Origin of the sequence: Kiloniella sp. EL199 (assembly GCF_900313065.1) — a bacterium.
GTDB lineage: Bacteria > Pseudomonadota > Alphaproteobacteria > Kiloniellales > Kiloniellaceae > Kiloniella.
The window spans coordinates 38,864-53,452 of the sequence record NZ_OMPU01000005.1 but is presented as its reverse complement, the minus strand read 5'-3'; the positions used below and the strand labels follow the sequence as shown (position 1 = coordinate 53,452).

Annotated in this window: 14 protein-coding genes; 13 read left to right on the top strand and 1 reads right to left on the bottom strand. The window is 40.6% G+C overall.

Annotated elements, in window-relative coordinates; all coding sequences use genetic code 11:
- The first annotated feature begins 171 nt into the window (after positions 1 to 171).
- The 3 genes from D9A03_RS02645 to asnB all read left to right on the top strand — a co-directional run bounded on the left by D9A03_RS02645 (position 172) and on the right by asnB (position 3,956).
- On the top strand, positions 172 to 957 hold the full coding sequence (locus D9A03_RS02645; protein WP_120495699.1) for an NAD(P)-binding domain-containing protein: 786 nt from the start codon (positions 172 to 174) through the stop codon (positions 955 to 957).
- A 137-nt stretch (positions 958 to 1,094) separates the two neighbouring features.
- Positions 1,095 to 1,910 (top strand): PHB depolymerase family esterase, encoded by an 816-nt coding sequence (locus D9A03_RS02640; RefSeq protein ID WP_162937945.1) that lies wholly within the window; start codon positions 1,095 to 1,097, stop codon positions 1,908 to 1,910.
- A 111-nt stretch (positions 1,911 to 2,021) separates the two neighbouring features.
- Positions 2,022 to 3,956, top strand: coding sequence for an asparagine synthase (glutamine-hydrolyzing) (asnB, locus tag D9A03_RS02635; protein ID WP_120495697.1), 1,935 nt, complete (start codon positions 2,022 to 2,024; stop codon positions 3,954 to 3,956).
- Between the two features lie 26 nt (positions 3,957 to 3,982).
- Here the strand turns inward: asnB and D9A03_RS02630 are convergent, their stop codons facing one another.
- The gene (locus D9A03_RS02630; RefSeq protein ID WP_120495696.1) at positions 3,983 to 5,008 is read right to left on the bottom strand and encodes an NAD-dependent epimerase; all 1,026 of its coding nucleotides are present in this window, start codon (positions 5,006 to 5,008) and stop codon (positions 3,983 to 3,985) included.
- 234 nt (positions 5,009 to 5,242) lie between these two features.
- On the opposite strand from D9A03_RS02630, the gene D9A03_RS02625 reads away from it, so the two are divergent.
- The 10 genes from D9A03_RS02625 (at position 5,243) to D9A03_RS02580 (ending at position 14,574) form a co-directional block, all read left to right on the top strand.
- Positions 5,243 to 5,875 carry a hypothetical protein gene (locus D9A03_RS02625; RefSeq protein WP_120495695.1) on the top strand — a complete coding sequence of 211 codons (633 nt, stop codon included), beginning with the start codon at positions 5,243 to 5,245 and terminating at the stop codon, positions 5,873 to 5,875.
- On the top strand, positions 5,875 to 6,366 hold the full coding sequence (locus tag D9A03_RS02620) for a transcription termination/antitermination protein NusG (RefSeq protein ID WP_120495694.1): 492 nt from the start codon (positions 5,875 to 5,877) through the stop codon (positions 6,364 to 6,366). Before D9A03_RS02625 ends, D9A03_RS02620 begins: the two co-directional genes overlap by 1 nt.
- Positions 6,367 to 6,398: 32 nt before the next feature.
- A complete protein-coding gene (locus D9A03_RS02615; protein WP_120495693.1) occupies positions 6,399 to 7,775 on the top strand; it encodes a hypothetical protein in 1,377 nt (458 codons plus the stop codon).
- Between the two features lie 64 nt (positions 7,776 to 7,839).
- Positions 7,840 to 8,943, top strand: coding sequence for a Gfo/Idh/MocA family protein (locus D9A03_RS02610; protein ID WP_120495692.1), 1,104 nt, complete (start codon positions 7,840 to 7,842; stop codon positions 8,941 to 8,943).
- A gap of 22 nt (positions 8,944 to 8,965) precedes the next feature.
- On the top strand, positions 8,966 to 10,495 hold the full coding sequence (locus tag D9A03_RS02605; protein ID WP_120495691.1) for an N-acetylneuraminate synthase family protein: 1,530 nt from the start codon (positions 8,966 to 8,968) through the stop codon (positions 10,493 to 10,495).
- Entirely contained in the window at positions 10,488 to 11,183 is a 696-nt protein-coding gene (locus D9A03_RS02600) for an HAD family hydrolase (protein ID WP_120495690.1), read from the top strand. The genes D9A03_RS02605 and D9A03_RS02600 overlap by 8 nt, the downstream gene beginning before the upstream one ends.
- Positions 11,173 to 11,889 (top strand): cytidylyltransferase domain-containing protein, encoded by a 717-nt coding sequence (locus D9A03_RS02595; protein WP_120495689.1) that lies wholly within the window; start codon positions 11,173 to 11,175, stop codon positions 11,887 to 11,889. The genes D9A03_RS02600 and D9A03_RS02595 overlap by 11 nt, the downstream gene beginning before the upstream one ends.
- A 3-nt stretch (positions 11,890 to 11,892) precedes the next feature.
- Positions 11,893 to 12,765: a bifunctional 2-polyprenyl-6-hydroxyphenol methylase/3-demethylubiquinol 3-O-methyltransferase UbiG gene (locus D9A03_RS02590; RefSeq protein WP_120495688.1), complete on the top strand. Its 873-nt coding sequence runs from the start codon at positions 11,893 to 11,895 to the stop codon at positions 12,763 to 12,765.
- 17 nt (positions 12,766 to 12,782) lie between these two features.
- Complete coding sequence (locus D9A03_RS02585) at positions 12,783 to 13,553, top strand: hypothetical protein (protein WP_120495687.1); 771 nt, start codon at positions 12,783 to 12,785, stop codon at positions 13,551 to 13,553.
- Positions 13,554 to 13,629: 76 nt separating this feature from the next.
- Entirely contained in the window at positions 13,630 to 14,574 is a 945-nt protein-coding gene (locus D9A03_RS02580; RefSeq protein WP_120495686.1) for a hypothetical protein, read from the top strand.
- The last annotated feature ends 15 nt before the right edge of the window (positions 14,575 to 14,589 follow it).

The window sequence follows — 14,589 nt, the reverse complement described above, 5'->3', positions numbered from 1 at the left end:
AATAACGGGAAGAACAGTTGCATCAAGCTAACAGAACCTAACTCGACTAGGCAAGTTGTGTTTCCGAAAGATATTCCGCGAATTCTATAATAGGCAAACAAGATTAATCCGCTTACAGTCATCTGGATTTACAAAAGATATGACCAGACACTTGCAGAGAGAAATAACTGGATGACCAAAGATATAACAAACCCTGTGCTTGGTATTTTGGGCGTTGGATATTTCGCCTCTTATTTCACAAGCTCCCTAAGGAACGGTGGGTATGAGGGAGAAATTTATCTATCACCAAGAAATACCAAAACTGCGGAGCGGCTTTCACAGAGACATCGTTGCTTGATCGCAAAGGATAATCAGGATCTTATAGATAAATCCGATATTGTTCTTCTCTCTGTCAGGCCCGAGCAGCTATCCGGTTTGTTGGAAGCGCTAACCTTTCGGGACCATCAGATTGTGATCACCGCCGTTGCTGGCAAAACCATCACAGAACATTATGCAGCAGCAAACCACTTACCCAAAACACTTATACGAATGATCCCGGTCTGTAGTATCGAAGCAGGTGAAGGTGTTGTTCCCATCTACCCTCCCAATCCACAGGTGGAAAAGCTTGCAAACTTTACAGGCACACCAATCAGCTTTGATTCCGAGCATGATTTCGATCTGGCTTTAACCACATCCTGTATGAATGGATGGCTCTATGAGTTTTTTGGAACAATGACAAACTGGCTGGAAGAAAAAGGCCTTCCTCATGACAAGGCTAGAAATGTCATTTTACACAATATAAGAGGTGCAACCGCTTACGCGTTGCAAAAAGAAGATCAAAAGCTCGCCGACATCACCCGTGAAATTGCGACAGAAGGAACCTTTACCCTTGAAGGTCTGAATCTCCTGAAAAAACAACAGGGGTTTACCGCCTGGAATCAAGCTCTGGAGCATGTGCATAAAAAGCTTACTGAATAGAGCAAAGCTCCTTCCAGATGATTTAGATCCATTTGTCTCTCGCAATGGCTTTGTGATCACAATTCCCTGAATTGGCGGTGAGCAACTTTATCCTTACGATGCGCTTACCAACACATATCAGGATAATAATCTCCATCATGGCCAGATTTTTTCACTCACGCTATCTCATGTTTATGCTTCTTACGTGCTTCTTTGCAAAGCCCGTTTGGAGCACAACAGCATTGGAAGTAGAAAATGGGTGTGAGCATGGAACAAGCTGCCAGTTGGATGGGCGAAGTTATCAGGTCAAAACACCATCCAGTTGGGATGGAAAATCACCTCTGCCTGTTCTGATGCATTTTCACGGTTGGGGCCGAACAGGAAGAAATGTTCTCAACAACCCAAGAATAACCGAAGCAACGGATAAACACGGCTTTTTACTTGTGGCCCCGGATGGCCTCGGGAAAAGTTGGGATTTTTGGGGTAAGGCATCAAGAGACACACCTTTCGCACAAGCAATCCTCAAAAACCTCAAAACCAAATGGCCCATTGATGAGAACAAAATTTATCTCTCAGGATTTTCTTACGGCAGCGCCATGGCATGGCGCCTGGCCTGTGAAAGCGGACAAGATTTTGCTGGCCTTCTCGCAATAGCGGGAACCCTATGGCAGCAAGAAGATATTGAATGCCAAGCAGGCCCTATTAACATTACCCATGTTCACGGCCTCAAAGATAACGTGATGTCTCTGCCCAGAGGCAACAGCAATAATCCACTCAAAGGCATCGAATTATGGCGCCGTACAAATGAATGCCAAATTGAGCCTGATACAGTAGAGAAAATAAATATCTTCACCTGTCATCACTGGACAGGATGTAACAGCGGCAAGGAAACATCCATTTGCCTGCACGACTATGGACACATGATCCCCAAAGGCTGGTTGGATATTGCTTTGGCCAAGATCAAAAAGATGTAAGCGTCTGCATTATAAATATAGTACTCTCCTTTCAAGAAACGAGCGTGCATTTCTCTTTCTGACTGTTTATAGATGAAAAAAATGGCTTGAGTTATTCTGGATAGAACATCTATGTGCGGCATCGCTGGATTTATTGACGGCACCATAAACGACACTAACAAAAAACAAAGTATCGCGCATGCTATGGGCGAAGCTATGTACAGGCGTGGCCCTGATGGTGGTGAAGTATGGATTGGCCCAGATAATGGCGTAGCCTTTGCGCACAGACGCCTATCTATCATAGATCTCTCTTCAGCAGGTCAGCAACCAATGATATCATCTTGTGGCCGCTATGTTCTCGTTTACAACGGTGAAATATATAATGCGGCCCAGATAAGAGCTAAAATAATCTCCCAATATGGCATAAATTTTAAGGGATACTCTGATACAGAAGTCTTATTAGAAGCAATCGCAAACTGGGGTATTAAAGACACCTTGGATCACCTGATCGGGATGTTTGTATTTGCCGTTTGGGATAAAAAGCTCAAACGACTGACTCTTTGCAGAGATCGAGTGGGCATAAAGCCACTCTATTGGAGTTATAACAAGGGTGCTTTTATTTTTGGATCCATCCTCAAAGCTTTGAAAAAACACCCTAAATGCCCCACGCAAATCGATCAAAATTCTATCGCATCCTTCTTACGATTTAACTATATTCCAGCCCCTCATTCCATATATCAGAATGTGCAAAAATTACTTCCAGGACACATTTTAACCTTTGACGTGGATGGCGATAAAACACCTAAACTGTCAACCTATTGGTCTTTAGATCAAGCCGTAAGACAGGGTCAAAATGTAGCCTTCTCCGGAACAGAGAATGAAGCCATAACAACACTCGAAGAGCTATTAGAAGATGCCGTCGCAAAACGCATGATTTCGGATGTCCCCTTTGGCGCATTTCTATCAGGCGGTATAGATTCCAGTACCGTTGCCGCACTCATGCAAAAGCAATCATCCTCTCCAATTAAAACCTTCTCCATTGGCTTTGAGGATCAAGCTTACAACGAAGCTCAACATGCAGCTCAAATTGCAAAGCATCTCGGCACAGAGCATACAGAATTATATGTAACACCTGCGGAAGCCAGAGCAACAATCCCCAATCTCGCAGACATATACGATGAACCTTTTGCCGATTCATCACAAATTCCAACATATCTCGTTTCAAAACTGACAAGAGATCATGTGACCGTTGCCTTGTCCGGTGATGGTGGGGATGAATTATTCGGGGGATATCGGCGCCATATCACAGCCCATAAATACGGAAATAATATCCGTAAATTACCTCGTTTTATAGGAGCTTTGTCTTCTGGAATAATTCAAAGTCTTTCTCCTCAAGCCTGGGATAAAATTTTCAAAATTGTTCCTGACCATAAAAGACCCAGTCATTCGGGTGATACTCTATACAAACTGGCAAGCGTTCTTGGAGAAACAAGTGATGGCTATTATAGAAAACTCGTTAGTAATTGGCAGAACCCTGACAGTATCCTGAGGAGCGGGCACGAATATCACGGCATCCTATGGGATCAAACGATCGAACAATTTATCCCGAACAATGTCGAAAGAATGCAGTATCTTGATACCCTCACTTACTTACCTGATGATATATTAACCAAAGTTGACCGCGCTTCAATGGCTGCATCTCTAGAAGCCCGCGTACCTCTTCTTGACCATCGCGTTGTCGAATTCTCTTGGTCTCTTCCCATGCATATGAAAATTCGAGATGGCCAGGGGAAATGGGTGTTACGTAAAGTACTGGATAAATATGTTCCAGCTAAGTTGATAGATCGCCCCAAAATGGGCTTTGGAATTCCAATAGACCATTGGCTACGCGGCCCATTAAAAGAATGGGCACAGGATCTTCTTTCACAGGAAAGGCTTGACCGATCAGGGTTAATAGACGGCAAAGAAATACAAGAAAAGCTCCAGCAACACCAAGCTGGCTCCCGTAACTGGCAATACAAGCTATGGGCGGTGCTTATGTTACAAAGCTGGCTGGAGCACAATTAAATTCTAGACAGCTTCACCCTGGAATATCAGGAATTAATCTTGTAATAGGCCTTATACCAATCAACAAAGTGGCCAATCCCCTCCTCAATCGTGACAGAGGGTTTGTATCCGGTAATTTCGGTTAATTCCGTAACATCTGCCCAGGTTGCAGGGACATCACCGTCTTGCATTGGCAACATATTGTACTCGGCCTTTACACCTAACTTCTCTTCCAGCACTTCAATGTAGCGCATTAGCTTTTCACAACGGGTGTTACCGATGTTTACAACCCTGTATGGGGCAATGCCGCTGGTATTCGGATTCGGGTTGTTACTATCCCAGTTTGGATCAATGGCTGATGGAACCTCGGCCAAACGGCGTATGCCCTCAACAATATCCTTCACATAGGTAAAATCACGCTGCATGTTGCCATTATTAAAAACATTGATCGGTTTACCCGCAAGGATATCCCGGGTGAACATAAAGAGCGCCATATCCGGACGCCCCCAAGGGCCATAGACCGTAAAAAAGCGCATACCAGTGCTGGGAATATTAAAGAGATGGGAATAGGAATGGGCCATCATCTCATTTGATTTTTTGGTCGCAGCATAGAGCGTCATAGGATGTTCCGCGCTTTCACTAACTTTAAAAGGCATGGAAGTATTCCCGCCATAGGCAGAACTGGTAGAAGCATAAACCAGATGCTCAACGGGGTAATGGCGACAGGCCTCCAGAATATTAAGAAAGCCATCAACGTTTGACTTGAGATAGGCTCTTGGATTTTCGAGGCTGTACCTAACACCTGCTTGTGCTGCTAAATTCACACAGTAGTTTGGGCGATACTCTTTGAACACTGCTTCAATCTCCGACCAATCGGCAAGATCTATTCGCTTTTCTATAAAATCATCGTGCTTATTGAGGTTGACTAAACGAGCTTCTTTCAAAGAAACGTCATAATAGTCCGTTACGACATCAACGCCGACAACCTCATGTCCCAGATCAAGTAAAAGCTCTGCAAGGTGATACCCAATAAATCCAGCCGTGCCGGTAATGAGATAAGTTTTTTTTGACATGGGAAGATGATGTTCCACAGAAAAGTTAACGATCACGGACAAAACGACGTGATTAATTAACACCTTACTATTACGTCTAACAAGCACTTAGATTTAGGAACCCAACAGCTAAAGCACAAAAATCTCTTTCAGGCACAGAGAAAGGCGTTCAGAAACTGAAATTCACAGTGTGAATAATTGTTGACCTCTAGAAAAAATCTATCTAAAGTGCCCTCGCTAACAACAGGAACACCTATGCCGTCAAAATCTGATATTAAAACAGACATTGAATTCCTTCAGTCCTTAGAAGAGGGTGAAGTAATTTCACAGATGACGCTTTCAAAACGCATTGGTGTATCCATAGGCCTTACAAATGCTCTTCTAAAAAGAGCGATTCACAAAGGCTACGTAAAAGCTAAATCTGCGCCCTATAAACGCTATGCCTACTACCTAACCCCAAGAGGCTTTAGCGAGAAAAGCCGGTTGGTTGTTGAGTATTTAGATACCTCTTTATACTTTTTCAAAAACACGCGAAATCAATACTCAGAGATTTTCGAACGTGCAGCCAACAATGGGCAAAAAAGAATAGCATTGCTTGGGGCCGGAGAGTTAACGGAAATCGCCATTATGGCAGCATGGGATACACAAATTGAACTTGTTGCTGTTGTAGATGAGAAAACATCCCGCGAAAAAGTCGGCCACTTACCTGTCATCAAAACCTTGAGTAATATTCCCGATTTTGATGCCATTGTAATCACGGATTCAGACGCCCCCCAAAAAACCTATGAAAACGCCGTACAGTGCTTTGACCACGATCGGCTAATCGTTCCAGATTTCCTTCGCATTCATTCGCCTGAAGCCCTCAATAACTCAACGGGAACAGAATAATGCGAAAATGGTATGTAATTAATACTCACTCCAATCAAGAGCTAAGAGCTGAAGCAAATTTGACCCGCCAAGGGTTTCAAGTTTATCTGCCTTACTTTCTCAAAGCGAGGAAGCATGCTCGCAAGGTCGACATCGTAAAAAAGGCCCTTTTCCCGGGATATATCTTTGTCGAACTGGACCCCACATCTGACAACTGGGGCTCTATAAACAGCACCTACGGCGTCAGAAGGCTTATCGCTGCGGGAAGCAAACTGCCCAGCCTTCCTGACGGTTTTGTGGCAAACTTACGCGAAGCAAAAATTGACCAAGAACTGTCTGACCCAGACCTTAAACCTGGTCAAAAGGTAAAGTTTTTATCTGGTCCTTTTGCAAATATCATCGGCTCCCTGTCACATATGATTGACAGAGAGCGCATTTCAGTACTACTCAACCTCTTAGGAAGAGAAGTAAATACATCTGTTTCTAGATTTGGCGTAACGACAGTTACTTAAAAATCATTTAGAAACAATAGATTACAACAAAAATGGGTGAAAAAGTGTTTCACCCAAAGTGCGGTAGCGTGGCCCTAAATATTTTCAAACATATCACCCCAGTGCCTGTAATTAAATCAATTATATACAAATCAATTTCACCTTTACCAGCTTGGGTAATAGCGAACACCTGCTTCTACTCACTTATTCTTTCCAGCATTACCAAAGGGGGAAGTAGAGACAAAATAAATTTATTGGCCCTTAATCCAAATCGCTTCAGAGGTGAATTAGAAATACTTGTTTCCTCAAAAAAGTTCTCGATAACAAGGATGTCGTTTAAGTGGCAATGCTTTTTATATGCTCACTTCTATGACATACTAAAAAACGAATACAATCCACTCACCTCCCAAATTGAGGACCACAAGACAAAGAGAAACAAACATAAATACAAAAAGATAGTTCGAATCTTACTCCTTAAACTACAAAAAAAATATCAAATAAGAGCTGTCATAGCCGCCGCAATTCATTACAGACAAGATTATGAATTCCTAGCCATAGCAAAAAAAATCGGAATACCCGCTATTATAATGCAGCGTGAGAGCAATGTTTCCTCACTCTATATGCAGAACTTTTTTGTAGAAAGGTTAAGAAAATACAACCAATTTCATGGAACGCATATTCTCTTCCATAACCACATTCAAAGAGATTTATTTGTGCAAACAGGATACATCTCTCATTCTCAGGGTTATGTAACAGGGATCCCTCGCATGGATGACTATGTTCACACCCATAGAAACAACTCTTACGATATCCGATCAAAGGTTATCACCCTTTTTTCTTTCGGCCCCATGACTGGCATACTTGAAAGCAGCCCTCCTCACTGGCCTAAAAACCCGAAAGATTACCTATACAACTTCTGTAAGGAGACACATAAAGCAATTTATGAGCTTGCGGCTGAAAATCCGGATTGGACCTTTATCATCAAACCTAAATGGGGAGGGCGCTGGACAGAAAATATTCGAAAAATAGTGAATGTAAAACAACAAAATACTCCTAAAAATTTATTGATTGACGCTGAACATAATGTTCATGACTTGATAACGAAAAGTAGGATCGTAGCCGGCTTTAACTCAACAACACTTCTCGAAGCAGGCCTCCTATGCCCAACTGTCATTATCCCTATTTTCGCAGAAGCAAAAGATCCTAAATGGGAGAAATGTATCTCATTCAAAGATGAATCGTCTACTTATCAAATAGCAGCTTCGAAATTGGAGTTTAAACAACAAATTTTAAATGCAATGAACAATGATTACAAACTTACAAAATCAGTTTCGGCAAACCGCTTTCATGTTTTCAATAAGTACACCTATGCTGCAGATGGTTGCGCGACAGATCGGCTAATTGAAACCTTAAGCGAATTGACAATCTAACAACTGCCTTACGATTCCTATACACTCCGCCGCCCCAAAAAAAAGAAGAGGTAAAAGTACATTCATGTCTTATAAAGTAAAAATATTTGGAGCCGGCTCCATTGGCAATCACCTAGCCAATGCTTCTCGGTCATTGGGGTGGGACGTGACAATTTGCGATGTTGACCCCGAGGCACTTAGACGCACAAAAGAAGAGATTTACCCATCAAGATACGGGCTGTGGGATGACGATATTAAACTTCACCTAAATGATGATGCTCCAAAAGGTAATTTTGATATTATATTCATCGGAACCCCTCCCGATCACCACAATAGCCTGGCGTTGTCAGCCCTAGAGGAACTCCCAAAAGCAATCCTTGTTGAAAAGCCTTTCTGCACTCCTTCCTTAAAAGACGCTCAAACACTCAGCTCAAAAGCTGAAAAATTAGGAGTTTCTTTGTTCGTTGGTTACGATCACGTTGTTGGGTTAGCCACCAGAAAAGTGGCCGAATTAATTGCACAAAATATCATTGGTAACGTTGAAACATTGGATGTTGAGTTTCGTGAACATTGGGGGGGCATTTTCAACGCACATCCATGGCTTGCTGGTCCTCAAGATAGCTATCTGGGTTATTGGGAGCGAGGAGGCGGAGCGTGTGGGGAACACAGCCACGCACTCAATTTATGGCAGCATTTTGCTCACTTACTTTGTAAAGGTAAGGTATCAGAGGTTTCCGCTACCATGGATATGATAGAAAAAGATACACTAGCATATGACAAAATAGCCGCAATCAATCTTACGACTGAAAGAGATTTTAAAGGTCGAGTTATACAAGACGTAGTAACAAAACCCACCAGAAAATGGGCCAGAATTCAAGGAACACTGGGTGCAATAGAGTGGGTTTGTGGCTCCAAACCTGGTACTGATACTGTCTACTTAGAACTAGACGACAAAAATACTGAAGCTTTTCATTTTTCAAAAACACGTCCAGATGATTTCATTGCGGAGTTATCACACATAAAAAGAGTTCTAAATAATAAAAGTGCAAACCCCCAAATAATTTCCGGCCAACGAGGTTTGGAAACAATGATGGTAATTAGCGCCGCTTACAAAAGCCATTTCACAAAGAACGTTGTAAATATTAATTATTCATCTGGCTTTGATTCAGAAGCATTAACTCAGGCTTAAGCAAAGGATATCGATTTATACCATGGAAAAGACATTCGACTTCTCCGACCTTTTCGTTCTAGACCTTGCTAACAATCATCAGGGATCAGTAGAACACGGCAAAACAGTCATCCGAAATGCCGCAAAGGTTGTCAAAAAGCATGGAGTTAAGGCTGCTATAAAATTTCAATTTAGACAGTTAAAAACTTTTATTCACCCATCACATAAAGATGCTAGTGACAACAAACATATCCCACGTTTTTTATCCACCGAACTTAGCCTTCCACAATATCAAGAGCTTCTTGATGAAGTGAGGAAACATAACTTATTGAGCATGTGCACTCCATTTGATGAAGCATCTGTAGATGCAATTGCTGAAATGGGTTTTGATATTATTAAAATTGCTAGTTGTTCTGCGGCAGACTGGCCACTTATAGAGAAAGTCGCATCCAAAGGCATTCCTGTAATTTTCTCAACAGGAGGTCAAGAGCTTATACAGATTGATGAACTTGTTAGCTTTTTCGATCACAAATGTGCCGACTACGCAATTATGCATTGCGTATCAATTTACCCCACACCGCTTGATGAAATGAACTTGGCAAACATAGCGATGCTAAGACAACGCTACCCCAAACGGATTATAGGTTGGTCGACACATGAAGATCCTGATGATTGCACACCTATTCAGGTATCTTATGCCTACGGGGCCAGAATGTTTGAGCGACACATAGGTCACGAAACTGATAACATCAAGCTAAATGCTTATTCCTCAAGGGAAGATCAGCTTGATAATTGGATTTCTGCTTACAAACGAAGCATATTAATGTCAGGAAGTTATTCCCGTAAACCCGCTTCTCCTATAGAAGCTGATGCACTTAAGGGTTTAAAACGTGGCGTATTTGCTAAGAGACAACTTAAAAAGGACACCGTGCTATCAGCAGAGGATGTTTTCTTTGCTATGCCTTGTGAAGGTGAGCAGCTTGATAGCGGCTTATTTAAACCAGGTATAAAATTAAAGCGGGCCCTAAAGGTTAACGAAATAATTACACAGAGTGATGTTGAAGCCCCACAACCTCCAAAAGCAATGGCTCTCAAGAAAGCAATTTACGAGGTCAAAGCCATGCTTAATAAGGCTAATATTGTTTTAGGGCCGGAGTTTGAAGTTGAATATTCTCACCACAACGGTATTGAGAACTTCACCAAAACAGGCGTGGTTATTATCAACTGTATTAACCGCGAGTATTGCAAAAAAGTCCTTGTCCAGCTCCCCAACCAAAGCCATCCATTTCATTTCCACAAAAGGAAAGAAGAAACATTTCAGGTTCTTTGGGGCGAAATGTATTCAGAAATCGACGGAAGAGTACAAAAGTTACTCCCCGGAGACACTGCACTCGTACTACCTGGTGTATGGCATCGCTTCTGGACCGAAACGGGTGTGATTTTTGAAGAAGTATCGACTACTCATTTTAATAATGATTCGATATATAAAGACCCTAAGATTAATGAAAAGAAACGCGAAGAACGCAAAACAATCGTAGATCATTGGGGACGTTTCCAGCTTACAGATGGATAAAATCTCTTCCGAAATATTCAATGAACTCAAAAGCTGCCTTGGCGTAATTTTTGACTTTGACGGCACAATAGTACAATCGAATAACATCAAAAGGGATGGCTTCTTACTTACTATTGAAAGAACAAATTTTAGTAAAAACCATCCCGATTCTATCTCTTTAATAAACGAAATCCTATCACAACCCAATAAGGGGGGGACTAGAGTAGAAGTGTTTGCAAAATTAACAGAAACACTCAAAGCCCCCGAATACAAACAATTGCTAATAGAAACTTACGCAGCAATATGTCAGGAAAAAATTTTGACGGCTGCCGAAGTAAATGGCGCTAAATGTTTTCTAAGCGAGCTTCAAAAACATAATAAGAAGGTTTTTCTTTGCTCCCTAACACCTCAGAATGCCCTTCAAAGTCTTATAAATAAACTTGGAATGTCACATTACTTTACTGAAGTTTTGGGCACTCCAAAAACGAAAGAAGTAAATATTCTACAGCTAATGCATAGCCACAAAATTCCACCTGAAAGACTCATTCTATTTGGTGACGGTGAAAGTGATCGAAAAGCTGCGCTTCATCATGAGATTTTTTTTGTCGCTCTCAAGAATGAGTACAACGATTTCAATCAAGAAGTGCCAAATAAAATTTCAGACTACTCATGCTTCTTAAAGTCAAATCAACTTTGCTATGATAAATAATCTATCAGTTCTATCCGTCATACCAGCCCGAGGGGGGAGCAAAGGTATACCCCTGAAAAATTTAAGTAAAGTTGGGGGCGTCCCACTGGTTGGTTTGGCGGCAAATATATCTACCTCAGTTAACGAAATTGACCGTACAGTTGTTTCGACTGATAATGAGGAGATTGCACTTGTTGCAAACTCATACGGTGCGGACAATTTTTTTAGACGCCCAGAAAAGCTATCCGGTGATAGAGTTGGAGATTTAGAAGTTCTCCAACATGCCCTTCTTACCACTGAGGAGTTTGACCAAACTCAATATGACATCATAGTCATGCTTCAACCAACTTCTCCACTTAGAAAAATACAGCACGTGGCAGATTGTATAAAGATGCTGGCGGAAAATGATTATTCTGCTGTTTGGACACTATCCGAAACAGATAGTAAATCTCATCCGTTAAAGCAGCTATCCATAGACACCAATACCAAATCGTTCGAATATTATGATCAAACAGGTGCGCTGATTATCGCCCGGCAACAGCTTTCGCCAGTATATCACCGGAATGGTCTCGCTTATGCCATTAGAAGAGAAACACTTATGGAAGAAGCATCTATAAAAGGCAATAATCCAGGCGCTCTTATTACACCTGGGAATTTCATTAGTATTGACACTGAGTTAGATCTTGAACTGACGAATTTTTACCTTAATAAAAACTTAGATAAATAAATCATGAGCAATATAAAAAAAACTCTCCAATCATTAAACTTAGTACAAGATGAAACCTGTGAAGTTTATGCAGACTGCACTAGAGACGTCCCAAATCTCAAAGTTTACAAGGACCGAATGAGTGGCATCATATTTATTGAGGATTTTTATACAGGTGAAGAAACTTATGAACTTGGAGAATATCGGGAAATCAAAACAGAAACCACGGGGCAACCTGATTTAGAAAGATCAACCGATTTAGATCGTAGAACTCAAGATTATAAACAGTTTTACAAAGGAAAAACTGTACTTGACCTAGGTTGCGGTGCAGGTGACTTTTTACTGTCTAATTACAACTCCTTTAAAGGTTGTATCGGCATTGAACTAGAAGAACGATGCTTAGATCATTTAAGAAAGAACAAAATCAACTGTTTTAATGATTTAGTATCAGTTAAGAGCTCTTCAATAGATACAATTTTTGCCTTTCATTCTCTGGAACACTTTCTCGAGCCGTTAAAGATGTTAGCTGAGTCTTTTCGTATACTGAAAGAAGGGGGAACCATAATAATTGAGGTTCCCCATGCAAAAGATTTCTTATTACAACAACTAAATTGCAATGATTTTAAAAATTTCACTCTCTGGAGCCAACATTTAATACTTCACACAAGGGAATCGCTATTTAAATTTCTTACATCTACAGGTTTCCATAACATAACAATACAGGGAAAGCAGAGGTATCCTTTATCAAATCATCTTACTTGGTTGAGTAAAAAAAGACCTGGTGGGCATAAAAATATCCTAAGCAGTATAGATAACGATCAATTAAAGAGTGCTTATGAAGCCTCTCTACAAATGATAGACGCGACTGATACCTTAGTTGCAATCGCAAAAAAATAACATAGGAGAATTGCTGTATGGAAGAAGCCGCAGAATACCTAGCCAATGAAGAGTTATTACCTTATTTGATTGAGATCGTAGATAGTCATTCAACACAAAATGAACGGGCTAAACCAGAAAATACAACACCATATCCACCACAACTTGATGACCTTGCCAGACTACACAAACTAGTCAGGAGCAGAAAAGTTACAACGATTATGGAATTTGGTGTTGGCTACTCAAACCTTGTTCTAGCAGATGCACTGTATAAAAACAGCATTGATTTTAAAGATGACATCCTAAAATTGGATCTAAGAAGGAACAACTTATTCGAGCTTCATTGTATAGAAGTATCTCAACATTGGATAGAGATTAGCAAAAATCGTATTCCTCAGCACCTAAGAGGCATAATTACTTACCACCAAAGCAACGTAGAAATAACCACACACCAAGGGCGTATATGTCATCGCTACAACAAATTACCAAACATCTGCCCTGATTTCGTTTATCTAGATGCCCCACACCCTTTTGACGTTGAAGGGGAGAAAAACGGCATATCCTTCAGGCATAATGACAGAGTTGTCCTATCATCCGATTTGATTAGTATTGAATACCTTCTTCTGCCAGGCACACTGATTGTAATTGACGGACGGACAACCAATGCCAGATTCTTAAAAGACTTCCTCAAACGCCCGTGGCAATACACCTACAATGAAAAAGGAGACGTTCATTTATTAGAATTGAAAGAGAAACCTCTAGGCGAAATAAACAAGCGTCAAATAAAATTTTGTTTAGGTAATGATTAAAATATCACCCCTAAATCCTAAACTATTGGCCTATAGATTTGCACTTAAGAGTTTCAGCCCTAACTAAGAATAATCAATGATAAAGAAAATAACCTATATACTCAGCAAAATACTTCACATCATTCTCTCATTTTTTAGCAGCTTTATACCATCCCCCTTAAGCTTCAATGTGAAAAGAACAATAGACTGTAACCTAGAGCAATACATTGAAGCCTATTTGGCTATATTTATGCCTCAAGCTTATGCAAAAAAATTCCAAGCCATTGATTACAAAGAATCTTCTCGATTAAAAATCTATTGCCACCGCCTCAACTTATCCCTAGACACTAAATTACCAGTATCCCCTAAACGGTTAGAGAAAGCGGCAAACTTTTCTATAGCTAAACATCAATATCAAAAGAAAATATCTTCATTAATCCACCTAAATGATAATGGACATTTGTTACCATATATGTACTGGGTAACAAATAAATTTGACTCTCCAAATAATACACCATTTTTGTTTAACGAAGGGGAAGAGCTGACGGTTTTTCCCGGACAGACTAAATACTCCCCTGACAAACATTTATACACTTTTAGTGTTTATACATGCCAAGTTGTTATAATACATATTCACGGTAAGGGCTTTTTATTTTCACACCTTAAAATTGGTCATCTCTATACAAAAAGAGCACAAAAAGGAATTAGCGCATTAAAGTCAAAGTATAGAGATTGCATAGATAACGAAGTAAATACTGTTTCAGCCTATATGTTAGGTGATGATCCAAGTCCGCTAGCTAACTATATCAATCAACAACTTTCCGAACTGCACCCACTATCAAACATATATATATATCAAAAAAGTCCTCACTTATGTATGAGTGTTAAATCAGAAATGAAAAAAAACGAGATGAATATTACCATCGAAATGCACTCAGCAGAGCTATTAAGACAACCTGGATGGAATTATCCAAATGCAGCTTTCCCTCAGTCACCAATGGTTTTAAAACCTGACTTTAAGACCTTACAACTGAGCAAATAGTTAGTAAAAGAGTTG

What these genes read in the sequence shown, in the direction of transcription:
- D9A03_RS02645 (WP_120495699.1), top strand. Translation starts at nt 172, where the DNA reads ATGACCAAAGATATAACAAACCCTGTGCTTGGTATTTTGGGCGTTGGA.
- D9A03_RS02640 (WP_162937945.1), top strand. Translation starts at nt 1,095, where the DNA reads ATGGCCAGATTTTTTCACTCACGCTATCTCATGTTTATGCTTCTTACG.
- asnB (WP_120495697.1), top strand. Translation starts at nt 2,022, where the DNA reads ATGTGCGGCATCGCTGGATTTATTGACGGCACCATAAACGACACTAAC.
- D9A03_RS02630 (WP_120495696.1), bottom strand. Translation starts at nt 5,008, where the DNA reads ATGTCAAAAAAAACTTATCTCATTACCGGCACGGCTGGATTTATTGGG.
- D9A03_RS02625 (WP_120495695.1), top strand. Translation starts at nt 5,243, where the DNA reads ATGCCGTCAAAATCTGATATTAAAACAGACATTGAATTCCTTCAGTCC.
- D9A03_RS02620 (WP_120495694.1), top strand. Translation starts at nt 5,875, where the DNA reads ATGCGAAAATGGTATGTAATTAATACTCACTCCAATCAAGAGCTAAGA.
- D9A03_RS02615 (WP_120495693.1), top strand. Translation starts at nt 6,399, where the DNA reads ATGGGTGAAAAAGTGTTTCACCCAAAGTGCGGTAGCGTGGCCCTAAAT.
- D9A03_RS02610 (WP_120495692.1), top strand. Translation starts at nt 7,840, where the DNA reads ATGTCTTATAAAGTAAAAATATTTGGAGCCGGCTCCATTGGCAATCAC.
- D9A03_RS02605 (WP_120495691.1), top strand. Translation starts at nt 8,966, where the DNA reads ATGGAAAAGACATTCGACTTCTCCGACCTTTTCGTTCTAGACCTTGCT.
- D9A03_RS02600 (WP_120495690.1), top strand. Translation starts at nt 10,488, where the DNA reads ATGGATAAAATCTCTTCCGAAATATTCAATGAACTCAAAAGCTGCCTT.
- D9A03_RS02595 (WP_120495689.1), top strand. Translation starts at nt 11,173, where the DNA reads ATGATAAATAATCTATCAGTTCTATCCGTCATACCAGCCCGAGGGGGG.
- D9A03_RS02590 (WP_120495688.1), top strand. Translation starts at nt 11,893, where the DNA reads ATGAGCAATATAAAAAAAACTCTCCAATCATTAAACTTAGTACAAGAT.
- D9A03_RS02585 (WP_120495687.1), top strand. Translation starts at nt 12,783, where the DNA reads ATGGAAGAAGCCGCAGAATACCTAGCCAATGAAGAGTTATTACCTTAT.
- D9A03_RS02580 (WP_120495686.1), top strand. Translation starts at nt 13,630, where the DNA reads ATGATAAAGAAAATAACCTATATACTCAGCAAAATACTTCACATCATT.